The organism is Staphylococcus sp. TE8 (assembly GCF_000692055.1).
Classification (GTDB): Bacteria; Bacillota; Bacilli; order Staphylococcales; family Staphylococcaceae; genus Staphylococcus; species Staphylococcus capitis.
This window is the reverse complement of record NZ_JMGB01000003.1, coordinates 96,355-119,779: the sequence shown is the minus strand read 5'-3', so window position 1 is coordinate 119,779 and position 23,425 is coordinate 96,355. Positions and strand designations below refer to the sequence as shown.

General features: G+C 32.2%; 26 protein-coding genes. 7 read left to right on the top strand and 19 right to left on the bottom strand.

Going from position 1 to position 23,425, the window contains the following annotated elements; all coding sequences use genetic code 11:
* Window positions 1-167: 167 nt before the first annotated feature.
* The 3 genes from sgtB to CM54_RS12670 form a co-directional block, all read right to left on the bottom strand.
* The gene (sgtB, locus tag CM54_RS11025) at window positions 168-977 is read right to left on the bottom strand and encodes a monofunctional peptidoglycan glycosyltransferase SgtB (RefSeq protein ID WP_002435910.1); all 810 of its coding nucleotides are present in this window, start codon (window positions 975-977) and stop codon (window positions 168-170) included.
* A 226-nt stretch (window positions 978-1,203) separates the two neighbouring features.
* Window positions 1,204-1,722, bottom strand: a complete 519-nt coding sequence (locus tag CM54_RS11020; RefSeq protein WP_002435935.1) for a type 1 glutamine amidotransferase domain-containing protein — start codon at window positions 1,720-1,722, stop codon at window positions 1,204-1,206.
* 193 nt (window positions 1,723-1,915) lie between these two features.
* Window positions 1,916-2,077: an SE1561 family protein gene (locus tag CM54_RS12670; protein WP_107542248.1), complete on the bottom strand. Its 162-nt coding sequence runs from the start codon at window positions 2,075-2,077 to the stop codon at window positions 1,916-1,918.
* A 158-nt stretch (window positions 2,078-2,235) separates the two neighbouring features.
* Between CM54_RS12670 and yfkAB the strand changes: the two genes are divergently transcribed.
* Window positions 2,236-3,372 (top strand): radical SAM/CxCxxxxC motif protein YfkAB, encoded by a 1,137-nt coding sequence (yfkAB, locus tag CM54_RS11015; protein ID WP_162837221.1) that lies wholly within the window; start codon window positions 2,236-2,238, stop codon window positions 3,370-3,372.
* 67 nt (window positions 3,373-3,439) lie between these two features.
* Here the strand turns inward: yfkAB and CM54_RS11010 are convergent, their stop codons facing one another.
* From CM54_RS11010 to CM54_RS11000, 3 genes are all read right to left on the bottom strand, one after another.
* A complete protein-coding gene (locus CM54_RS11010; RefSeq protein ID WP_023350032.1) occupies window positions 3,440-3,970 on the bottom strand; it encodes an acyl-CoA thioesterase in 531 nt (176 codons plus the stop codon).
* A 101-nt stretch (window positions 3,971-4,071) separates the two neighbouring features.
* On the bottom strand, window positions 4,072-5,313 hold the full coding sequence (locus CM54_RS11005) for an aminopeptidase (protein WP_023350031.1): 1,242 nt from the start codon (window positions 5,311-5,313) through the stop codon (window positions 4,072-4,074).
* 13 nt (window positions 5,314-5,326) lie between these two features.
* Window positions 5,327-5,533, bottom strand: a complete 207-nt coding sequence (locus CM54_RS11000; RefSeq protein WP_002435959.1) for a DUF1128 domain-containing protein — start codon at window positions 5,531-5,533, stop codon at window positions 5,327-5,329.
* A 140-nt stretch (window positions 5,534-5,673) separates the two neighbouring features.
* Here CM54_RS11000 and CM54_RS10995 point away from each other — a divergent pair, with 140 nt between their 5' ends.
* The 3 genes from CM54_RS10995 (at window position 5,674) to CM54_RS10985 (ending at window position 8,019) form a co-directional block, all read left to right on the top strand.
* On the top strand, window positions 5,674-6,138 hold the full coding sequence (locus tag CM54_RS10995) for a low molecular weight protein-tyrosine-phosphatase (RefSeq protein ID WP_002435947.1): 465 nt from the start codon (window positions 5,674-5,676) through the stop codon (window positions 6,136-6,138).
* 6 nt (window positions 6,139-6,144) lie between these two features.
* A complete protein-coding gene (locus tag CM54_RS10990) occupies window positions 6,145-6,429 on the top strand; it encodes a hypothetical protein (RefSeq protein WP_002435890.1) in 285 nt (94 codons plus the stop codon).
* A gap of 336 nt (window positions 6,430-6,765) precedes the next feature.
* The gene (locus tag CM54_RS10985) at window positions 6,766-8,019 is read left to right on the top strand and encodes a YihY/virulence factor BrkB family protein (RefSeq protein WP_002435884.1); all 1,254 of its coding nucleotides are present in this window, start codon (window positions 6,766-6,768) and stop codon (window positions 8,017-8,019) included.
* Between the two features lie 64 nt (window positions 8,020-8,083).
* On the opposite strand, the gene vraR is transcribed toward CM54_RS10985, so the two are convergent.
* The 5 genes from vraR to map all read right to left on the bottom strand — a co-directional run bounded on the left by vraR (window position 8,084) and on the right by map (window position 11,748).
* Window positions 8,084-8,713, bottom strand: coding sequence for a response regulator transcription factor VraR (vraR, locus tag CM54_RS10980; protein WP_002469716.1), 630 nt, complete (start codon window positions 8,711-8,713; stop codon window positions 8,084-8,086).
* A complete protein-coding gene (gene vraS / locus CM54_RS10975) occupies window positions 8,703-9,749 on the bottom strand; it encodes a sensor histidine kinase VraS (protein ID WP_002435929.1) in 1,047 nt (348 codons plus the stop codon). Before vraS ends, vraR begins: the two co-directional genes overlap by 11 nt.
* Complete coding sequence (vraT, locus tag CM54_RS10970; RefSeq protein ID WP_002435891.1) at window positions 9,746-10,447, bottom strand: cell wall-active antibiotics response protein VraT; 702 nt, start codon at window positions 10,445-10,447, stop codon at window positions 9,746-9,748. Before vraT ends, vraS begins: the two co-directional genes overlap by 4 nt.
* A gap of 14 nt (window positions 10,448-10,461) precedes the next feature.
* Window positions 10,462-10,848, bottom strand: coding sequence for a hypothetical protein (locus CM54_RS10965; RefSeq protein WP_037551202.1), 387 nt, complete (start codon window positions 10,846-10,848; stop codon window positions 10,462-10,464).
* A 144-nt stretch (window positions 10,849-10,992) separates the two neighbouring features.
* Window positions 10,993-11,748 carry a type I methionyl aminopeptidase gene (map, locus tag CM54_RS10960; protein WP_002435911.1) on the bottom strand — a complete coding sequence of 252 codons (756 nt, stop codon included), beginning with the start codon at window positions 11,746-11,748 and terminating at the stop codon, window positions 10,993-10,995.
* Window positions 11,749-11,922: 174 nt separating this feature from the next.
* Here map and CM54_RS10955 point away from each other — a divergent pair, with 174 nt between their 5' ends.
* Window positions 11,923-12,912 (top strand): FUSC family protein, encoded by a 990-nt coding sequence (locus tag CM54_RS10955; protein ID WP_002435886.1) that lies wholly within the window; start codon window positions 11,923-11,925, stop codon window positions 12,910-12,912.
* Window positions 12,913-12,989: 77 nt separating this feature from the next.
* Here the strand turns inward: CM54_RS10955 and isaB are convergent, their stop codons facing one another.
* The 3 genes from isaB to CM54_RS10940 form a co-directional block, all read right to left on the bottom strand.
* Complete coding sequence (gene isaB / locus CM54_RS10950; protein WP_037551200.1) at window positions 12,990-13,532, bottom strand: immunodominant staphylococcal antigen IsaB family protein; 543 nt, start codon at window positions 13,530-13,532, stop codon at window positions 12,990-12,992.
* 222 nt (window positions 13,533-13,754) lie between these two features.
* The gene (locus CM54_RS10945) at window positions 13,755-14,480 is read right to left on the bottom strand and encodes a type 1 glutamine amidotransferase (protein ID WP_002469718.1); all 726 of its coding nucleotides are present in this window, start codon (window positions 14,478-14,480) and stop codon (window positions 13,755-13,757) included.
* Window positions 14,481-15,794, bottom strand: coding sequence for a Mur ligase family protein (locus CM54_RS10940; RefSeq protein WP_037551198.1), 1,314 nt, complete (start codon window positions 15,792-15,794; stop codon window positions 14,481-14,483). It abuts the gene before it with no gap.
* A gap of 227 nt (window positions 15,795-16,021) precedes the next feature.
* Here CM54_RS10940 and ftnA point away from each other — a divergent pair, with 227 nt between their 5' ends.
* Window positions 16,022-16,522 (top strand): H-type ferritin FtnA, encoded by a 501-nt coding sequence (ftnA, locus tag CM54_RS10935; protein WP_023350029.1) that lies wholly within the window; start codon window positions 16,022-16,024, stop codon window positions 16,520-16,522.
* Between the two features lie 309 nt (window positions 16,523-16,831).
* Entirely contained in the window at window positions 16,832-17,386 is a 555-nt protein-coding gene (locus tag CM54_RS10930; protein ID WP_023350028.1) for a 3'-5' exonuclease, read from the top strand.
* 35 nt (window positions 17,387-17,421) lie between these two features.
* Here the strand turns inward: CM54_RS10930 and dinB are convergent, their stop codons facing one another.
* The 5 genes from dinB to gatB form a co-directional block, all read right to left on the bottom strand.
* Window positions 17,422-18,492, bottom strand: a complete 1,071-nt coding sequence (gene dinB / locus CM54_RS10925) for a DNA polymerase IV (protein ID WP_037551196.1) — start codon at window positions 18,490-18,492, stop codon at window positions 17,422-17,424.
* Between the two features lie 158 nt (window positions 18,493-18,650).
* Complete coding sequence (locus tag CM54_RS10920) at window positions 18,651-19,193, bottom strand: DUF3267 domain-containing protein (RefSeq protein WP_037551194.1); 543 nt, start codon at window positions 19,191-19,193, stop codon at window positions 18,651-18,653.
* 150 nt (window positions 19,194-19,343) lie between these two features.
* The gene (gene rlmD / locus CM54_RS10915; protein WP_037551192.1) at window positions 19,344-20,711 is read right to left on the bottom strand and encodes a 23S rRNA (uracil(1939)-C(5))-methyltransferase RlmD; all 1,368 of its coding nucleotides are present in this window, start codon (window positions 20,709-20,711) and stop codon (window positions 19,344-19,346) included.
* A gap of 87 nt (window positions 20,712-20,798) precedes the next feature.
* Complete coding sequence (locus CM54_RS10910) at window positions 20,799-21,749, bottom strand: diacylglycerol kinase (protein ID WP_037551190.1); 951 nt, start codon at window positions 21,747-21,749, stop codon at window positions 20,799-20,801.
* Between the two features lie 240 nt (window positions 21,750-21,989).
* Window positions 21,990-23,417, bottom strand: coding sequence for an Asp-tRNA(Asn)/Glu-tRNA(Gln) amidotransferase subunit GatB (gene gatB, locus CM54_RS10905; RefSeq protein ID WP_002435944.1), 1,428 nt, complete (start codon window positions 23,415-23,417; stop codon window positions 21,990-21,992).
* Between the last annotated feature and the right edge of the window lie 8 nt (window positions 23,418-23,425).

The window sequence follows — 23,425 nt, the reverse complement described above, 5'->3', positions numbered from 1 at the left end:
TCATCCCACCTTTTTCTGAAAATGGACACTATATCAATTAATATTATTATGGCACATTTGTTCCGAATTAAAAAATAAGATAACCATTCACAATAAACCTTTTGAAAATACAAAAAAGCGTCTACTTTCAACTTTTGAATGATGAAAGTAGACACCTTTATAAAAGATTAATTGCTTAATTGTGACATTGCTTCTTTATATTGCTCATCAGTAATAAAATCTTGTTGCTTCATTTTTTCCAAATTAGCTTTTACACGGTTCGTATAATTAGATGACATATTATTAACATCATACACACTCGGTGCATTGACTTTACTAGCTAATATAGCACTTTGCAATACAGTAATCTGTTGCATGCTTTGATTGTTTTTATTAACAGTTGTTCCAAAATAATGATTTGCAGCACCTTCAAGTGTATATTGGTCATCACCATAATAAATATTATTAACATAAAAACTTAAAATCTCATTTTTGTTATACTGCTGTTCAACCTTGTGGGCTACAAACAACTCTTTAATTTTTCTAGTGAAAGAGCGTTCATTATCATAATAATAATTTTTTACTACTTGTTGAGTAATCGTGCTACCTCCTTGTACATCACGATCACTAATTGTTGAAAACAATGCACGTGTAGTTCCTTTTAAATCAAATCCATGATGTTTATAAAAACGTTCATCTTCCATTGAAATAAAGGCACCTTTAACATAATTAGGCATGTTATCTGCAGAAACGAAATTACTTTTATTTTCAATTGATTTTAAATCATCCACGTTAGCTCTTGAAGATAAGACATACATTGCTCCCATAAATATTGCTACGAGTACAATGACTATAATTAGTATTTTCAATAAAATCTTATTACTTTTTTTCTTTTTCGGAGGTTTACCTACTGGTTGGTAATACGTATTATAATGAGGTCTACGTGATTCAGAACGTTGCTCATTATAAGAATCCGCATATTTTTCAGTTCTTTTCATGCGTTTACTCCTTTTCTCAAACTCACCCTCTTAAAGTGAGTGTACCAGTAGTTGTATGGTTTATCTATAGCTTACGTTAAAAATCAGTCCCGAGGTGTAGCAAGTTCTAAACAACATGGCATATCTATTTCTAAGACTTTTTTAAATAATTAAAAAAGCTATCGATAAAGAATGACTTTACCGATAGCTCATATAAAATCTTATACGATATTTATAAGAATAAGAATTAAGCTTCTAATTGTTTAACAATTTCTCTATTGAAATCATCTAAATCGTCAGGTGTACGACTTGTAACAATATTGTTATCAACTACTACTGATTCATCAACCACTTGAGCACCTGCGTTAGATAAGTCTTTACGTACATTTAATACTCCAGTTAATGTACGACCATTTAAATCATCAGTATCAATTAATACTAATGGACCATGGCAAATTGCAAATGTTGGAACATCATTTTTAGTGAAGTATTTAGCAAATGTGCCGTAACGTCCTTCTGCATCTCCGCGTAAATGGTCAGGTGAGAAACCACCAGGGATTAATAATGCATCATAATCTTCAGGTTTAGCATCAGCAATACTTACTTGTACTGTAGCTTTCTCGCCATGTTTTCCTACAACTTCATGGTTTGCAGTATCTCCAACAATTTCAGTTTCAAATCCTGCATTTTCTATAGCTTCTTTTGGACTAGTTAATTCAATATCTTCAAATTCATCTGCAAGAATGATTGCTACTTTTTTAGTCATAATTAATAATCACCTTTCTCTAATTAATTCTAGTGATTATATAGACAAGATCACTCAAGTTTAAACATTAAATTAGGATACTAACTTATATTTAGAGGCTTCTTCTTCTGAATATGAAGTAAAAAAAGCAAGTGTTGATTGCTCATCATAATCAAACACTTGCTAAATCCAACTCAATAATTAAATATGAGGCTTATTTTGAAACTTGTTTTACCTTCTCTTCTAATTGATCTAACAGACCAATCCACTCATCTATATCCTCTACACGTACTTCATCAGGGTTTACATGGTCAATGTCCTCAATAAATTTATTTAAACGTATCTTAATTTGATCAATTGTTTGTTGTTCACTCATTAAAAATAAGCGCTCCTTTGTATAGATTTTTTTATGATAATCATATCCTAACATGAATTTGACAAAAAGCGATATAATCTTAATAATGTTTACTGTACTTTTTACATAATAAACAAAGTAGATGGAAAGTTTATATTTAGGAGTAATTATTAATGTTGATGACAAACAAAAAACCTATTTCTATCCAAAACGACCCATGGGAAGCTTACAATGATATTATAGATCATGGAAAGTTAACACTTAGTAACATCGAATTTACCACTACTAACCTTTGTAATATGCGTTGTAGCCATTGTGCAGTTGGTTATACACTTCAAACTAAAGATCCAGACCCCCTTCCAATGGATGTAATTTATCGTAGGCTTGATGAAATACCAAATTTAAGAACGATGTCTATTACTGGTGGAGAGCCAATGTTCTCTAAGAAATCAATTAAAAATGTGGTTAAACCTTTACTTAAATATGCATTTGATCGTGGAATTTATGTTCAAATGAATTCTAATTTAACATTACCTCAAGATAGATATCTTGAAATAGCTGAATATATCGATGTCATGCATATTTCTCATAACTGGGGTACAATTCAAGAATTTACTGATGTAGGCTTTGGGGCTATGAAGAAGCAACCACCATTAAAAGCTAAACTTAAATTATATGAACAAATGCTTGATAACTCTCGCACTTTATCTGAACAAGGAATGTTTGTTTCTGCTGAAACGATGCTTAATCAAAGTACGCTACCTTACTTAGACAAAATTCATAATGAAATCGTAAATGATATGAAATGTAGCCGTCATGAGGTTCATCCGATGTATCCTGCTGATTTTGCCAGTCAACTCAATGTACTTTCGTTAAAAGAAATGAAAGATGCTATTAACCACTTGCTTGATATTCGAGATGAAGATATATGGATGCTATTTGGAACTTTACCTATTTATCCATGTATCAATGATGAAAATGATCAAAAATTATTGCAAAGACTAAGAGATGCTAAAAACGTGACAATGAGAAACGATCCAGACGGCCGTAGTAGATTAAACGTTAACGTTTTTACTGGTAATGTAATTGTTACTGATTTCGGTGATGAAAACGGTACAATTTCAAATATACAGAAAGATAAATTAACAGACGTATTTGACCAGTGGTTAGATTCAGAATTAGCAAAATCACTCAACTGCCATTGTCCTGAATATCAATGCCTTGGGCCTAACGTATTAGTAAAAAATATGTATTATCCTAAAACCGACTTCAAACAAAAAGAAAAAGAAATGCATGCGCGTCACATTTTTTCTTAATAAATTCACATTATAGATGCTAAAAGCCAAAAGAAGATGAGTTCATCTTCTTTTGGCTTTATTAATATTATTTTTCAATATGTCTGACTTCAGATAAATATTCGATTGTTTTCTTACTTTCAGTGCGACGTTCTTTGCGTCTCTCTACGCGTTGTGGAGCACTTTCGTGGAACCATTTTTCTACATCTGTTTCAGGATATACGCCTGGTACATCTGTAGGTTTACCATCTTCATCAAGTGCAACAAATGTTAAAAAGCTTAATGCTGCTAAATGGCGCTCATTATTAAAAACATCATCAATGATGATTTGTACACAAATTTCCATAGAGCTTGTGCCAGCATAAGAAACCATTGCTTCATAAGACAAAATATCTCCAGTTTTGATAGGTCTCAAGAAGTCAACAGAATCAGTTGAAGCAGTAACGACTTGCGCTCCAGCATGTTTCATAGCAGTAATGGCAGCAATTTCATCAATATTTGCCATTAATGACCCACCAAACATCGTATGATGATGATTGGTATCTTGTGGAAACACTTGTCTATTTTTAATACATTTCGCTTCCGACATTGCTTTCATTTTACTATTCTCGTTAGACATATTTAATTTCTCCCCATATTGATATACCAGAAATAAGACTACTAGTAATTAATATCTTATTTTTTATATCCAAAACTTGTTAAAATCTACAATAATGTTACTTACTTTGCCCAATTTCCATTTTCAAAAACTAACTCTTTAGTACCATCATGTAAGATACCATAGATCGTTAAATCAGAACTACCTATCATAAAGTCCTCATGTACATTTGAATCGTTAAGACCTGCGGCTAACTTTTCTTCAGTAGACATTTCAGTTCCACCTTTGACGTTGAAACCATATGCAGATCCAATTGCTAAATGACAAGACGCATTTTCATCAAATAACGTGTTATAAAAAATGGTACGGCGATTTGAAATTGGTGAATCATCAGGTACTAATGCAACTTCTCCAAGTCTTCTAGAACCTTCGTCAGTCTCAATTAAGTCTTTGAGCACCGCTTCACCCTTTTCGGCTTTAACATCTATAATTTCACCATCTTTAAACGTTAAAGTGAAACCATCAATAATATTCCCATTATAACTTAATGGTAACTTGTTAGTAACATAACCGTTCACATTATTTCTGTCAGGTGCTGTGAACACTTCTTCTGTAGGAATATTTGCGATAAAAGGTTGGCCGTCACCGTTGACATAACTCGTTGCATCTTCCCATAAATGTCCTTCCGGTAAACCGACTGTGAGGTCTGTACCTTCAGAAATATAATGGAGTGCCTTATAATTTTTCTTTTGTAGTCTTTCGGCATGTACACTTAAAGATTTAACATGTTTGTCCCAATTTTGAATTGGGTCATTGCCATCTACACGTACAATATCAAACACTTCATCAATAAATTTTTCATAAGCTTTTTCTTCATCCATATCTGGGTAAACTCGGCGAGCCCAGTCTTTAGTAGGAAAGGCTGCCACAACCCATGGAAATTGATTCTTCTGACTCGCTTCCATATATGGTTTGAACCCTTTAGAATACTGAGCTTGAAAAGCTTTTAATTTATTGCCATCGATACCATTTAATAAGTCAGGATCTTCCGCGATGAGTGCTAAGTTAGCTGCTCCACGTTCAACATAATCCAGTCTTTCATCAACATCATACTGTTTTAAATCACTATTCTCAAAATACTCTACAGCTTCATGTTCAAATTTAAGTCTCTTCAGTTTTGAGTCTGAATATTTCACACGAACATCAGAGGCACCAGCTTTATAAGCCTCTTCAACTATTAAATGCGTTAAGTCTAACGCTTCAACTGATGAACGAATAAATACAGGTTGATTTTGTTGAACATTCATCCCTACTTTAACGAGTAATTCTGCATATTGTCTTAACTTTTCATTATAGTTATCCATAATGATTCCTCCCCTAATCTTGTCTAAGTTGTCCTAAATGATCTGCAATTGCTGTCACTTCACTTGGTGAAAATGAATCTTTAGACATTACAAATTCATGTATTTCTGTTATTTCTTCATGATTAGAAGACTGGAATTTATCTGGATCAAGTAAACCTTGATTTACAATATTTAATTTCTTTCTGATTTCTGCAATCATTTCTTCATTTGATAATGACACGTGATTCACCTCTTTTGTTCAATATTCTATCAAATTACCACACTTTATTAAACTTTAATAGAATTTGAGGTTAAGTACTTTCTTATTGTTTAAATACTCTTTAAAATGGGGATATAGTTACATAGTTTGGAGGAATATAAATGGTAGACGTAGCATTTGTATGTCTCGGTAATATTTGTCGTTCTCCAATGGCTGAAGCGATCATGAGACAAAGACTACAAGACAGAGGCATTTCAGGTATTACAGTTCACTCAAGAGGAACAGGTCGATGGAATCTCGGTGAACCACCTCACGAAGGTACTCAAGCGATATTGAAAGAACATCATATCCCCTTCGATAATATGATAAGTGAACTATTCGAACCAGATGATGATTTTGACTATATTATAGCAATGGACCAAAGTAACGTGGATAACATAAGACGAATTAATCCTCATATACGCGGACAATTGTTCAAATTGCTAGAATTTAGTAACATGGAAGAGAGTGATGTACCGGATCCATATTACACTAATAATTTTGAAGGTGTATTTGAAATGGTACAATCATCTTGTGACAACTTAATTGACTATATCGTCAAAGATGCAAATTTGAAAGAGGGGTAATCAACTATGGAAAATAAATTAATTCCTGGTATTTTAATCGGTGCTATTATCGGCGGTGCTGCAACATTAGCTGATAAATCAACACGTAATTCTTTAACTCAATCATTTAAAGACGTTAAAGAAGGTAATCGTTCACGCAAACCGTCTAAAATTAATAGCATTAAAGATGAAGTAATGTATTGGAAAGATACGATTGAAGAAATCCGTCGTAACAATCCTGAATTAGAGCGTTCTATTAAAGACGCTAAAGAAACTTTTGTTAATCGTAAAAACCAACGTTTAGGTAAATAATCGGTTAATGATGAAATTTTAAACTAAAACACTGTTAAAGTTAGAGTCTTACTCTACTTTTAACAGTGTTTTTTTATGAATTTTAATAATAAGTACAAGTACTTCAATGAGAAATAAATAATTCTACATATGTAGCTAGAGCATAAATTGCTTCATAGCTATTGTCATTCGATAAATTTTAAGCGAAAATGTTGAATAACAATAATATTTAGCTATAAATGTTAAGAATACTTTTAGTAAAAGTAAAGAAATTTTACATTTATTGTTTGATATCTATAGTAAATTGGGAATATATTTTCATACATTTCTCGAATTTATTAAGCAAAGGAGATAGTTATGTCAAAACAAGAAAAAACAACTTCAAAGTTCCTAAATTCGGCTAAGGAACATGAGGAACATGGGAAAGGAAAAAATGGTGAAAAAGATAAACAGATTAAAGTCGACCGTACATATATTGAACCTCAACAGTTTCAATCAAAATCACCTAAGAAAAAGAATCAAGTATTCTTTCTATCAAGGTTAAATAAACCTGCCAAATACACGAAAGATTCTAATTTCCTCAATTACTTAATTTATAGAATAGGAAAAGATGATGCTTCAGGACTAGCAGCGCAAATGACCTATCACTTCGTGTTGGCAATGTTCCCAATGCTCATTTTCTTACTGACTTTATTGGGACAGTTTATAACGATTAACACTGATCAGATTAATCAAAAGGTCAGCCAGTATGTACCTGACCAAAGTACCGCCGACGTAATCACAAAAATATTTAGTGGTATTTCTGATAGTGCTAATGGTGGCGTCCTATCAATTGGTTTAATCTTAGCCATTTGGTCAGCATCTAATGGAATGTCTGCGATTATTAATTCATTTAATGTCGCTTATGACGTTGAGGATTCTAGAAATGGCTTCGTACTTAAGATTCTAAGTGTGTTATATACACTAGTATTAGGTATTGTGTTCGTAGTGGCCATCGTGCTCATTACATTAGGCCCAGTAATAAGCAAGTTCTTATTTGGACCTTTAGGATTAGATAAACAAGTAGAATGGGTATTTGATTTAGTAAGAATCGTCTTACCTCTAATTATAATAATCATTTTATTCACTGTATTATATTCAGTGGCACCAAATGTGAAAACGAAATTACGCTCTGTACTTCCAGGTGCCCTATTTACATCAATCATTTGGTTAGTCGGTTCATTCTTATTTGGATGGTATATCTCAAACTTCGGTAATTATAATAAAACATACGGAAGTTTAGCTGGTATCATTATTTTATTCTTATGGTTATATATCACAAGCTTTATTATCATTATTGGTGCAGAAATTAATGCTATTATACACCAAAGAACAGTAATCAAAGGCCACACACCTGAAGAAGCAGCTCTTCATCACGATGATAACAACCAAAATCATTATAATGAAGACACAACATATGAATATAATAACAATACACCAGTGAATAAAGATGAAAATTATGACGTTGATAAAAATCCAAATAATGAACAACCTGAAGATCATGAAACATTTAAAGATAAAATTGTTGATAAATTTAAAAAAGATAACGACAATAGTGGTAAAAATTCATAAATAACGTTTTAAAAAAGGCGAAAGTCACAATTATTTAAGTGACTTTCGCCTTTTTCATTGTTAGTTATTGAATCAAATTATGTTGGAAAGCATAAATAACAGCTTGAGTTCTATCTTGAACTTCTAACTTACTCAATATATTACTTACGTGTGTTTTAACAGTTTTAATAGTGATATGAGAGGCGCTAGCAATTTCTTGGTTAGAGTAACCTTTGGCAATTAATAATAAAATTTCCATTTCACGCTCTGTAAGCATTTCATATAACTCAGCACGTTTTTTCATGCGGTTTCTCATTTTTACAAGTACTTCTGGTTCAAAAACAGATTCCCCTTGATATGTTTTACGTACCGCGTCAGCAATGTCACTCGCACTAGTCGTTTTTAAGATATAACTATCTACCCCAGCATCTAATGCTCGATAAACTTCTTTATCCTCGATAAAGCTTGTTAACATTACTACTCTTATGTGAGGTAAATCCTTTTTAATTTCAGTAGTAGCTTCTACACCATCCATATCATCCATAAGTAAATCCATTAAAATTAAATCTGGTTTCAACTCATGGGCTTTTTCGATAGCTTCTTTACCAGAAGCACCTTCTCCAACTACTTCAATATCCTGTTGTGTAGATAGATAGCTTGAAATACCAATTCTAACCATTTCATGGTCATCAACAAACAATACTTTAATCGCCATTTGATTCATCCTCCTTATTCAATGGTGCTTTAACTTCTATTCTCGTACCTGAATCCGGTAACGATACGATATGGAATGTGGCACCAATCTCTAAAGCACGTTCTCTCATATTTTTTAATCCATAACTCTGTTCAAATTTTTCATCTACATTAAAACCTTTACCATTATCTTGAATTCTAAGTAGTAAATAATCTTCTTTATTAAATAATTCAACTGTTACCTTAGAACCATTAGAGTGTCGTAATGTATTAGAAATAGCCTCTTGGGTGATTCTAAACAAATGATCTTCTATCCCTTTTGGTACTTTGAAATCTTGAATTTCATGAACAACTTTCATAGGGACTTTCTTTTGAAGATCAATGACTAAATCTTTAATACCCTCTCCTAATGATTTGTCTTTCAAACCAATAGGTCTTAGATGTAATAATAATGCTCTCATTTCGAGCTGAGAGTCTTGAACCATCTTCTCTAGTACAGGTATTTGTTGGTCTAAAGGTGGTTCTAATTTTGACTCTTTAATCGCTGACAACATCATACTTGCTGCAAATAGTTGCTGACTAACTGAGTCATGTAGTTCTCTTGCTAAACGTTGACGTTCGTCTTCAATAATTTTCTTCACTTTTACATCATTCATATTATAATTTTCATTGGTCATATTCTGCGTTTTCATTCTCAATCGGTGTAATTCTTGATTTAAAGGAACTAAAGTATGGTAAATTTCTAACGTTTCACTGTATAACTCTAGGTTTTGATCATTTATGCCTACTGTTTCACCTTCAATAGACCTTTCAATTTGTGACTTAAGCCAATCATTTTGTTGATTGATTTTATACGCTAACACAGAGCCAACGATAATACATAGTAAGATGATTAATATATTTAGGAATAAAAATACTGGTATTCCAAAAATTTGGGTGTAAAACATCCCTTGAAAATAAATAATATTGACGAACACCTTATCAATGAATAAAAAAGCAGTTAGCATGCTATATACAAGTATTAGCATTGAACCAATTGCTCTCAAGTAGTGATTCATCTATAAATCACCTCAACGTCTCCTATGAACGTTGAAACGTAAACATTGACAGTATAGTTGTCTTCTTTAGTTTTTTCTTCAACTTGAATATGGTTATTTTCAATTTTGTATGATTGTTGTTCTAAATAAGCAGTACCATAGAATGCAGCCGCATGTAGATTAATATTATAGTTTAGTGGAACAATCACTTGGACCTTGCCAAGAATATGACGTACTACAATCGTATTCGTTTCTTTAATATTAGCTGCTTTTGTCATATCAATATGAATATCACCGATGCCATGTTGAATCTGTACATCTTCCCACTTATAAACATAAACTGGTGTACGTTGTTCCCCGAACCACTTTTGTTTAATAAATATAGGTGACGTTACCTCTTCATCAGTTGCAATAACTTTTAATGGCTTAAATTTATAAATTAAGTAACGAATGATAAGTACCACTAAGAAAATAAAAAGAATAATAATTGTGTACTTATTAGACAATAGAGTAAACGCAATAAGCAATGCCCCTATCCAGAAGGACAACAAACCTCTTACTTTATGAAAATAGACATATCCTACATACACGAGCACACATCCTAATAATAAGACGAGAAGAAAGCCAATTTTTTCAAAAAATATATAATAAAAATTGGCGATAATCATTAAAGCTGTAAAAATTATCAACATTTCAGTTGATATATATTTGTGTGTCATGTTTCGCCACCTTTCTATGCTACAGCACTCATATGATAAATTAAGTTACACTCATTTTCTGTAGTGATTTTCTCTTTAGATTGTAAATGTAAATCTGCTTCAATTCTTGCATAATAAGCTTCAATATCATCTAACTTTGTTTTAATTTTTTCAATTTCTACATCATGAATTTCCTCTGCACAATAAATGTCATGATTATTGACGATATCGATATATTTATTTTCCAATGAGAGGGTGAGACTGTCAATTAACTTCTTTAATTGAACTCTTTTCTCACTTAAATAATTGATATAACTCTCGATACTTTTTAATTTTTTATCCAGTATCATTTTGTATTCTTCAATACTATTTTTAATTGTTGATTTGAGAAATTGTTGTAAATATAAATCCATATAATTCATACTACCACCTCGTCATTAATTAAACCTAAGTATAAAACAATTCCGAAACCTAACGTAATAGGCTCCGGAACCATATTGAATTCATACTTTAGTCCGACGAGTTGTAAAGAACTCTCCGCAAGATATTAAATGTATTTTAAATTCCTAGTCATCGATTTTAGTAGTTAATAATGGACCGTCTTTAGTAACAATTACTGTGTGCTCAATCTGAGCCACAAAGCTCTTATCTTTAGTTTCAAATGCCCACTCGTTCTTTCCTTCAGTGACAAATGTAGCTCGTGATGAAATGAAAGGTTCTACTGCAATAACAAGACCTTCTTTTAATAATGTTTTGTCTTTTGGATCATAATAATTCATTACATGACTAGGTGCTTCATGTAACGATTGACCCACACCATGACCGGTTAAGTTTTTAATTACTGTTAAATCATTTTGACGTGCTGTAGCGTGAACCGCCTTACCAATATTACTTAATTTGGCACCAGGTTTTACTTTCGTCATGGCATTTTCAAAAGCCATTGTTGCTACATCACATACTTTTTGTTTAAGAGGATTATCTGCTTCTCCCACTACAAATGAGATGCCTGTATCAGCATAGTAACCATCTTTTAACGCTGATACATCGATATTGACTAAGTCTCCCTCACGAATAATACGTTTACCGGGAATACCATGGGCTACCTCTTCATTTACACTAATACATGTTTGCCCAGGAAAATTTTCATCATGAATTGGGGCCGAAATTGCACCATGCTCCTCAAACAAATCTTTAGCAATATTATCTAACTCTCGTGTAGTCACACCAGGTTTAGTTGCTGCTTGCATTGTGTCTCTGACCTTAGCACAAATGTATCCTATTTCTTTTAATGCTTGTAATTCTTCATCAGTTTTAACAATCATTTTATCCCGTTCCTTTTTAAATTTTATTTCATCTTATTATAGCAAATTTTTTTTGATATACTAAACTTGAATGGATACATAATTAGATTTATATGAAATATTTTTAGAGAAAGAGAATTTGTATAAAGTATATGCTTTTCGAATTCCCTTTTCCTACTAAGGGGTCAGATAGCTATGAATGTAAAATGGTATAGACATATAATTGGAGCTAGAACGCTTAAAACAGGACTTGCAACTTTTTTAACATCATTATTTTGTATGTTGCTCCATCTCACTCCAATATTTGCTATTCTAACAGCAATTGTAACTATTGAACCTACAGCTAAGGCATCAATTAAGAAAGGCTACAAACGTTTACCCGCGACAGTTATAGGTGCTTTATTTGCTGTAGTATTCACCTATATATTTGGAGATCAATCACCATTAAGTTATGCACTTGCTGCAACGTTTACCATTTTAGTTTGTACGAAATTTAATTTACAAGTTGGTACTACTGTTGCAGTACTCACTTCAGTAGCAATGATTCCTGGTATTCATGAAGCGTATTATTTTAATTTCTTTTCAAGATTATTAACCGCTCTTATTGGACTTGTCACAGCAGGATTAGTTAACTTTATCATTCTGCCCCCTAAATATTATCAACAACTTGAAGACCAACTATCAATGTCTGAGAAAAAAATGTACGACTTATTTTATAACCGTTGCCAAGAGTTATTATTAGGAAAGTTTAGTTCTGAGAAAAGTAATAGACAACTTTCAAAATTAAACATTATTGCTCAAAAGATTGAGACTTTAACGAGTTATCAAAGAGATGAACTTCATTATCATAAAAATAAAGAAGATGATTGGAAATTACTAAATAAAATAACCAATCGCGCGTATAATAATCGTTTGTTTATCTCTCATCTATCCAATATCATTTATCTACCTAAAAATACTCATATTGCTTTCGCTCCAGAAGAAAAGATGGCGATAATAAATATTAGTAATAGTATTAGTGAAATAATAAGTCATGGAGGTTTTAAACGGCACAAGAAATCAGCTTCGACGTTAAAAACCTCTGTGAAGCGTTTGGAAGAATTTGACCAAAATCAAATGAAGAGCCACCTTATTTATGAGATACTGTTAATTTATAAAATTTTAGATTCTCGCTATGCTAAATAATTAATACAACAGTAAATACCTCAGAATGGTTACTTAATCATAACCGTTCTGAGGTATCTTTATTCTAAACTTTAAAATTATTCTGTTTCACCTTGACCAATTGTCACTGAAGTAACATAACCGTTCTCTACTTTAAATTGTAATTTGATTTTATCGCCATGGTATACATATACACCATCATTAGAATCTGTACTTGAGTGTGGTAAATGATTTAATACATCATTTGGATAAACATCTTTCATTTGATTTAAAGACAATGATTGATCTGTTACTTTAAATCTGATACTTGTAGCCGTATCCTCACCTGTTGTTCTAATTTCTTGATCATACACTTGCTTGTATTCAATATTATCTTCATTATCTTGTTCAATCTTATAACCATTAAAATTTAACTGCCCATTATCCAAAGCATTAACAAAACTTTTAGTTGCAAGATAAGAAGCATTTTGACCGGCATTACCATTATGTACGTATTCATCTTGATTTAATGATGATTGATGATTATAACTCGATAAGTGATTGTCCCCATTAACCATTTGTTCAGCGTGTGCAACTTGCGAAAGTGAAAAAGCAATCGATGATGCTGCAAGAGTTAAACCCATCATTTTAAAACCTTTCATTTTCTCACTCCTATAAATTGTATAAAGTAAAGTTCTCTTGTACACGCTTAGTATATCAACTATAAAATAATATCAAACCTATATTTCTTATCTTCACACTTCTATCACTTTACTGTCCTAAAATAAAATTTAAAAGACGTTCAAGCAACCTAAGTGTTGAAAATAAAAAAGAGCTAGAGAATAGCTGCTTTAGCTATTATTCTAACTCTAAATTATAATTATTTAATTCTTGCTGTTCTTAGCTCGGTTAATTAATACTTGTTTAGCTGCTTCTTCTTCAGTATTGTCTAATTCTTTAGGTTCAAATGGAATGCCTTTACGTTCACACGCTTTTTCAAGTAAATAATCTGTCATTTCATGATTTTTAGGTAATACTGGACCGTGTAAATAAGAACCTAAAAGATTTTTGTAATGGATTCCTTCTTTACGATCAGTATCATTATTACCATAACCGTGAGTCACTTGTCCAAGTGTACCAAAGTTATGATATGTTCTACCGCCATGATTTTCAAAACCAACAATGGTTCCAAATGTATCACTTTCGATCACAATATCACCTGTTAAACGGTCAGTTCGTGACTCAGTATAGAAATCAAGAACTCCTAATCCCTCAAGTTCTGTTCCATCAGGAGTAATATACTTCGTTCCTAAGAATTGGTAACCACCACAAATTGTTAGGCCTGGCATGCCATCTTCAATTGCTTCTTTAAGTGAGGTTTTAATTTTACTGAGTTCTTTAGTTGCAAGAGCTTGCTCTCGATCACTTCCGCCACCAATGAAGAATATGTCGCAATTATCGAATGTTACACCATCTGTTTCATTAATTTCTAAAACATTTAATTTGATATTTCTCTTTTTAGCACGTTGTTTTAGTGCGATGATATTCCCAATGTCACTGTATAAATTTAATTTATCAGACATAAAATGATATACCGTAAGTTCATTCATTTACGACTGACCTCCTTCAAATGAGCGATTTAATTGCTCTAGCATCGGCGCTAAAGAAGTATAATTTGGAATAGCTACCGTAAAGGATGTATAGTCCATTGTTTTAGCCGTAGCTTTATAAATATCATTCTCAACAATAATAGGAACATCCACTTCAGCAAGTTTTAAACGTAGTTGTAGTTCTTCAGCACGTGTACCAGTGACAATGATAGCTTCAATATCTTGATTGCTTAACTTCTCAAAGTCAGCATCGTAAATCCATGATGTATCACGGCCATCCGCAGCATTATCGTTCAAGCTAATTACATAAACTTTCTTACCTTCAAGCTGTTCACCAACTGATAAGCTAGCATTCATTCCTGCAGGGTTCTTAGCAAGATTTATCATTGCTTCTTTATTCCCTTTAGAAAAATATTGCATACGGCCATTGTCAGAAGTATATGTTTCAAAACCTTTTTGAATTGATTCGTCATTAAGTCCCAATTCTCTTAAGACTGAATATGCCGCTAAAGCGTTAAATGCATTGAAGTCACCTGCAATTTTCATATTAAAAGTAAAATGATTAATCGTCATATTGATAAATGGTGAAACTTCAAAATTTGAAACTTCATATGTAGGTTCTTCACGTTTAAATCCACATTCACAATGATAATGACCAATTTGATTATAATGAATATAATCATACTGTAATAATTGCCCACAATTTGGGCAATATTTACTTTCGTTCATGGTACTTTGTTCAAATTCATGTGCATGTGCTTTCATACCATAATATACAAGAGAATCACTTGCGATTTTCAATCGACTTACGAATGGATCATCAGCGTTTAATAATAATTTAATACCTTTATTGCTTATCGATTTCGCTATATTATTTACCATAATATCTATTTCGCCAAATCTATCCATTTGGTCTCTGAAAAAGTTTGTAAATACCATCATTGATGGCGTAACCTCTTTAAGAACTCGAGGTATTGAGCCCTCATCAATCTCAATGATAGCAATTTTAGTGTCTTTTGAAATTTGCATAATGAATGCAGATGTAATCCCTGCAGCCATATTTGCACCTTCATTATTATGAATAATTTTAATTTGATTTTCTTTTAAAGTATGCCCTATTAAGTTAGATGTTGTTGTTTTACCATTTGTACCACTAATAAATACGATATCATCAACTTGTTCAGACAATTTTCTTAATATATTTTGATCCACACGTCTTGCAATTTGCCCAGGCAAGTCTGTTCCCTTCTTACCAACAGCTCTGCTTGCCTTACGAGCTAACTTAGCCATGTGAGTTGCAGTCCATTGTCTCATGCGTTTCCTCCTCTTAATTCCACTCGCATAATTATAACATGTAAAGGGTATAACAAAAAAGATTCTCAATTCGAAAAGAATGGCCGTTTTACAGATTAGAATAATTTTAATCTGTAAATGAGAATGGTTATCTCTAGATTAGAATAATTATTATTTACTATCGAGAAAAGGTTTGTTATACTCATATATGTAATTAATTAATTCAATTTTTATAAGAGGTGAATGAGATGTTAAGTAAAGAATTACTTGAAGCATTAAACGAACAAATGAACCACGAATATTTCTCTGCTCATGCTTATATGGCAATGGCAGCTTATTGCGATAAAGAATCTTATGAAGGTTTTGCTAACTTCTACATTGAACAAGCTAAAGAAGAACGATTCCACGGTAAAAAAATCTATGATTATATTAACGATCGCGGTGAACATGCAGTTTTTGATACAATTAAAGCTCCTAAAGTAGAATTCTCATCTATTTTAGAAACATTTAAAGATGGTTTAGAACAAGAAAGAGATGTTACTAAACGTTTCTATAACCTATCTGATTTAGCGCATAAAGATAAAGACTATGCTACAATTTCATTCTTAAATTGGTTCTTAGATGAACAAGTTGAAGAAGAATCAACATTCGAAACACACATTGATTACTTAACTCGTATCGGTGACGATTGCAATACATTATACTTATATGAGAAAGAACTTGCTAATCGCTCTTTTGACGAAGAATAATTCGTAACTCTTGTCTTAAATTCAACAAGATATGATAACTATGACATTAACCTTAGTTATTAACATATCCTTATAGCCCAATCATGTGATTCATTAAAACGCATGGTTGGGCTAATTTTATATATATTATTTAAGAAAACATCTATAGAACTTACAAGAACTTACAAATTTTAACTAATGAAATTAGAGTTAGTTTATAAAAGTAGAGCAAATTAAAACCACTTTACTAGGAAAGTAAAAAGAAGTGTTATAAAATATATAATTAAAGAATTTATATTAATTGAAAATGATACAGGAAGGAAAATATGAATGGCTGATAATGCTTTTGTAGCGTTAGACTTTGAAACCGCAAATGGTAAGCGTACGAGTATTTGTTCAGTTGGTATGGTTAAAGTCATCAATAATCAAATTACTGAATCATTCTACACACTAGTAAACCCCTTTGATTACTTTACTGAAACAAATATAAATGTTCATGGTATTAGACCTGAGGACGTTGAAGATGCACCAAGTTTTGAATATGTTTACCCTTATATGCTTAAATTCATAAATGAATTACCTGTTGTTGCACACAACGCGGCTTTTGATATGAATGTCTTACATCAGAGTTTAAAAAGCTTAAATATTGAAACACCTTCGATGACTTATTTTTGTTCATATCAGCTAGCCAAACGAACAATTGATGCTTACAGGTATGGTCTTAAGCATTTGATGAATCATTATCAATTAGATTTCCACGGTCATCATGACGCACTCAATGATGCTAAAGCGTGTGCAATGATTACATTTAGGTTACTCAAACACTATGATGATTTACCAAGTATGCTTTCAATCTACGGTAAGAATCTTAAAGATAAAGGCTGATTGAACACTATAACTAAGTGAACATCAGCCTATTTTTATATAAAATCATATATTGTCATATTTCGATAACTTGATTGCTCTAAATTTCCCACTGTTACGCCTATAAGTCGAATAGGTATATCAGGATCTTTTAAATCATTATAGAGTGTATAAGCTATATTATAAATGTCGTTTTCTGATTGAATAGAATCTCTTAAACTTGTTTGTTTCGATAACGTCTCATATTTAAAGGTTTTAATTTTTACTGTTACTGTTTTACCGGATTTCTGTAATTTGTTTAATCTTTCTGCAGTTTTACCAGAAAGTTCCCATACTTTCCTCAAAATTTCATCGTCATCATTTACATCAGTTGAAAAGGTGCGCTCAGTTCCTACTGATTTTCTCACTCGGGTAGCTTTCACTTCATTGTTATCAATACCTCTAGCTTTATTATATAAACCGCGGCCTCTTTTCCCGAATAGACGAATTAGTTCAAATTCATCTTTGTCGTACAAATCTTGCCCAGTGTAGATGCCATTATCATGCATAACTTTCTTTGAAGCTTTCCCAACGCCAGGAAATTCACCTATGTCTAAATTCATTAATATCTCATGTACATTTTGATAGTCTATAACGGTCATACCATTTGGTTTATTCATTCCACTCGCTAATTTGGCTAAAAATTTATTATATGATACACCAGCTGAAGCAGTTAATTGCGTTTGTTCGAAGATGTCACGTCGAATATAGTTCGCAATTCTAGACGCGGGCATATCTGGTCGAACGAGATGTGTGATATCTAAATATGCTTCATCTAATGACATAGGTTCTACAATTTCTGTGTAACTTCGAAAGATATCCATAATCTGTTGTGAAACTTCTCTATATGCACCAAAACGACTAGTTACGTAATATCCATTTGGGCATAGTTTATGAGCTTGAGACATTGGCATTGCTGAATGCACACCATATTTCCTTGCTTCATAAGATGCAGTTGATACTACGCCACGATGACTCGCTTTACCCCCTACAATGACTGGTTTGCCTTTAAGTTGAGGATTATCTCGCATTTCTACTTGCGCAAAGAAATAATCCATATCAATGTGAATAATCCTTCTCTCTGCCAAAGTCTCACCTCACTTTCCATTTTTTAAAATAACTTGATATTATTATACGCTTTAAATAAATATTTTACATGTATTGTGCACACTTTAAAATGTATGCTTTAGAATGGTTTCAATAATAAAAACCACTTGCTCGTCTATTTGAACAAGTGGTTAATCTATTATTCATGATTTGCTTGGGTTGGTTTACTTTGATATAAGTATAATCCTTCATCATATTTTTGAACGTATTTAAATTTACTAGTTAATGCAAGTGCTACTAGAAATACATCTATCATACAGTAACTCATATGTATACTAAACATGAAAATGAGTGATGAGTAAGAATACATTTGAATAAGTATAAGTAATGTTAAACTAATCATCACAAGTGGCGCTAACATAATTGTTGTAAATTGCCATCTATTAAAACATGTATTGGAGAATTGCATGATGATGGATCGTTTATTGTATTTAATTGAAGGTTTTTCACCTTTTGAAAATATTATAAATAGTAATCTGTGAATAAGCTCATGAACAATTAATAATATAATAAAACCTATGAATCCATAGAACAGGTTCATCACTATATTTTGTTCAATCACATGAGTCACTTTATAAGCCCATTTATAAGTAAATAATACGACAAATAATCCAAATACAATTTGCAATAAAATAAATCGCTGAAGTTGAAATTTATTCTTTGATAAATCTATTTTATGCACAACCAACCCTCCAATTCGCTATTTTTCAACCATAGTATACATCTTTTAATTTGGTTAAAAAAGACTCTTTTCAAGAAAGTAAGTTGCTTGTAATAATACCTTAACATTCAATACACATTTGCAATTAATTGTATTCTATCTTTGAGATTTTTAATTCTCTTTGCGTTCAAATAAGGCCACAGTTTCTATATGTGTTGTTTGTGGGAACATATCCACTGGAGTTATTTCAACTAAATGATAATTATCTGATAATAATTGCGCATCTCTTTGTTGAGTAGATGGATTACAAGAAATATATACAATGCGTTTGGGATTTAATTTGAGCAACGTTTTAATAAACGTCTCATCGCAACCTTTTCTTGGTGGATCAACCATCACTACGTCAGGTTTTATTCCTTGTGCTTTCCATTCTAAAATAACATCTTCAGCTTTCCCACATTCAAAAGTCGTATTGTTTAATTGGTTTTTAGTCGCATTCTCCTGTGCGTCTTTAATAGCAGATGGTACTACTTCAACACCATAAACATGCTTAGCTTGAGGAGCCATATACAAACCTATTGTACCAATACCGCAATAAGTGTCTAATACAATTTCCTCTCCTGTTAATTGAGCATAATCAATCGCTTTTTGATAGAGTTTCTCAGTCTGGGCAGAATTTATTTGATAGAAGGATTGATCTGATATATTAAACGTAACCTCACTTAACTCATCAATAATTTTATCTTTACCATACAACGTTACAGATTGAGGTCCCATAATGACATTTGAATGCGTATCATTAATATTTTGTTTAATGCTTGTTATATTTGGAAATTCTGAGATAAGTTTTTGCACTAATACATTCGCATTTTTAAATTTCTTACCATTTGTAACAAAGATGACCATTATTTCATCAGTATGATACCCCGTTCTAATGACTAAGTGCCTCATTAAACCTCTTTTATTTTTTTCATCATAGATACTCATATTAAGTTCATTAAACCAATGTTTTACGTAGTTCATAATATTTTGATGTTGTTCATCTTGAATTAGACAACTATCCATATCGATAATGTCATGACTTCGTTGTCTATAGAATCCCATGATAGCTTTATTATCTTTATCTTTCCCTACTGGAATCTGAGATTTATTACGGTATCTCCATGGTTGTTCCATTCCTAACGTAGGCTGAATCGGTGTATCTTCGAAAGGACCTTTACGATGAAATAGATTAACAACTTGTTCTTTTTTCATATTTAATTGAGCTTGATAAGTCATATGTTGCAACTGACATCCACCACATTTGTAATAATATACACAAGGAGGCTCAACTCTATCTTTACTTTTATTTTTTACTTCAAGAAGTTTACCAATTGCAAAATTCTTTTTCACTTTAATCAATTTGTATTCTATCTCTTCTTCTATAAGAGCATTAGGCACAAACACTGGATAACGATCAATTTTTACAACGCCATGCCCTTCATGCGTTAAATCGATAACTTTTCCAGTATGCACCTCATTCTTTTTTAATGTTTCCAAAATATTTCCCCCACATACAAAAAGGTTAGGATATCAATTCTGGGTCTCCTAACCTTCTTATTAATATTCTAATTGCTCAGTTATAGTTTACTGCTTTTCAGTGGTAATATCAGGTGTTGAACCATTATCTAATAATTCTTCATTAAAGACATCTTTAGGCGTAAATACTTCAATATGACGTTCTAAATTTAAGAAATTCGCTGGCAATTTACCACCATATTCACCATCAACATTTAATTGCATTTCGGTATATGATGAAATATTAATTGACTTAGCTTTTTCATAAATTACTTTAGGATGTTTTGTATGTTCACCACGGGAAGCTAAAGTCATGATATGTCCTAGCTCAGCTAAATTGGCTTTTTCCACAATAATTAAAGTGAAATATCCATCGTCTAATTTTGCATCAGGTACTAACTTTTCAAATCCAGCCATAGAATTCGTCAGACCAAGTAAGAAGAGCAATGATTCCCCTTGGAATACCTTATTATCATATTCAATACGAATATCTACAGCCTTCATTTGTGGTAACATTTCAAACCCTTTAATGTAATATGCAAAAGGTCCAACAATAGATTTAAGTTTACTTGGCGTCTCATAAGAGACTTGAGTGAGTCTACCTCCTGCTGCCAAATTAATAAAGTAACGGTTATTCATCTTACCGATATCTACTTTAGTAGTATGACCCTCTATGATAATATCAACAGCACCCATAATATCATTTGGTAAATGTAATGCACGCCCAAAGTCATTGACAGTGCCCATAGGAATGATTCCTAATTTAGGACGATTTGGTTGCTCAGCGATACCATTAACAACTTCATTTAAAGTACCATCACCACCTGCTACAATTAACAAATCATAATGACTACTCAATGCTCTTTCCGCTTCTATTGTTGCGTCGCCAGCTTTCTCAGTAGCAAACGCACTTGTTTCATAGCCAGCTTTCTCTAATTTAATTAATACATCTGGTAATACGCGTTTAAATAGTTCTTTCCCTGATGTCGGGTTATATATAATTCTTGCACGTTTTCTCATAGTTAATCCCTCGACTTCATATACTCATACATTATATTAAATGATTTAAACATCAGTTAAAAGTATTTATTACTAATTCTCTCAACTTATCGACAATATTAATTTTAGAGAGGCTCAAAATGATTTTATTTTTAAGAATTTTAACATCAAAGATGTTTATTTGGATCTTTTAATCTAAAAAAGCTTCTATCACATGTTTGTTGACATGTAATAGAAGCTTTGAAAATGATATGTGACGGATTAGCGTTTATCTAATTCTTGTTTTAATAAACCATTAACTTTTTGAGGGTTAGCTTGGCCTTTTGAAGCTTTCATAATTTGTCCAACTAAGAAGCCCATAGCTTTACCTTTACCGTTTTTATAGTCTTCTACAGATTGAGGATTATTATCTAAAGCTTCATTAACGAATTTTAATAACGTCGCTTCATCTGAAATTTGTACTAAACCTTTATCTTCCATAATTTGTTTAGCATCTCCACCATTTTCTGCAAGTTCTGGGAAGACTTTTTTAGCAATTTTACTACTCATAGTACCGTCTTCAATCAATTTGATCATTCCTGCAAGATTTTCAGGTGTTAATTGTGTATCTTGTAATTCGACTTGATTTTTATTTAAATATTCATTTACGCCACCCATTAACCAGTTAGACGTTAACTTAACATCAGCACCATGTTCAATGGCACCTTCAAAGAAATCTGACATTTCTTTGGTAAGTGTTAAGACATGTGCATCGTATTCAGGTAAACCTAAATCATTCACATATTTAGCTTTACGCTCATCTGGCAACTCAGGAATCGTTTGACGTACACGTTCTTTCCATTCTTCATCAACATATAAAGGTACAATATCTGGCTCTGGGAAATAACGATAATCATCAGAACCTTCTTTAACACGCATTAAAATAGTTTTACCAGTTGATTCATCAAAGCGACGTGTTTCTTGCCCAATTTCGCCACCATTAAGTAATTCTTCTTCTTGGCGTTTTTCTTCATATTCTAAACCTTTTCTTACATAGTTAAATGAGTTAAGGTTTTTCAATTCAGTTTTGGTACCAAATTCTTCTTGTCCATAAGGGCGTAATGAAATATTAGCATCACAACGTAGTGAACCTTCTTCCATCTTACAATCAGAAACACCTGTATATTGAATAATTGAACGTAACTTTTCTAAATAAGCATAAGCTTCTTGAGGTGAACGAATGTCAGGTTCAGAAACAATTTCAATTAGAGGCGTACCTTGACGATTTAAGTCAACTAGAGAATAACCATCTTTATGTGTTGATTTACCCGCATCTTCTTCCATGTGAAGACGTGTAATACCAATACGTTTAGTTTCTCCATCTACTTCAATATCAATATAACCATTTTCACCAATTGGTTCATCAAATTGAGAAATTTGATATGCCTTTGGATTATCAGGATAGAAATAGTTTTTACGGTCAAATTTAGAATTTGTAGCGATATCCATATTTAAAGCCATTGAAGCTCTCATAGCCCAATCTACTGCACGTCTATTTACAACCGGTAATACACCTGGATATGCTAAGTCGATAACATTTGTATTTGAGTTAGGTTCAGCTCCAAAATGTGCTGGTGATGGAGAGAACATTTTTGAGTCTGTTTTTAACTCAACGTGAACTTCAAGTCCTATAACTGTTTCAAAATGCATGGTTTCCA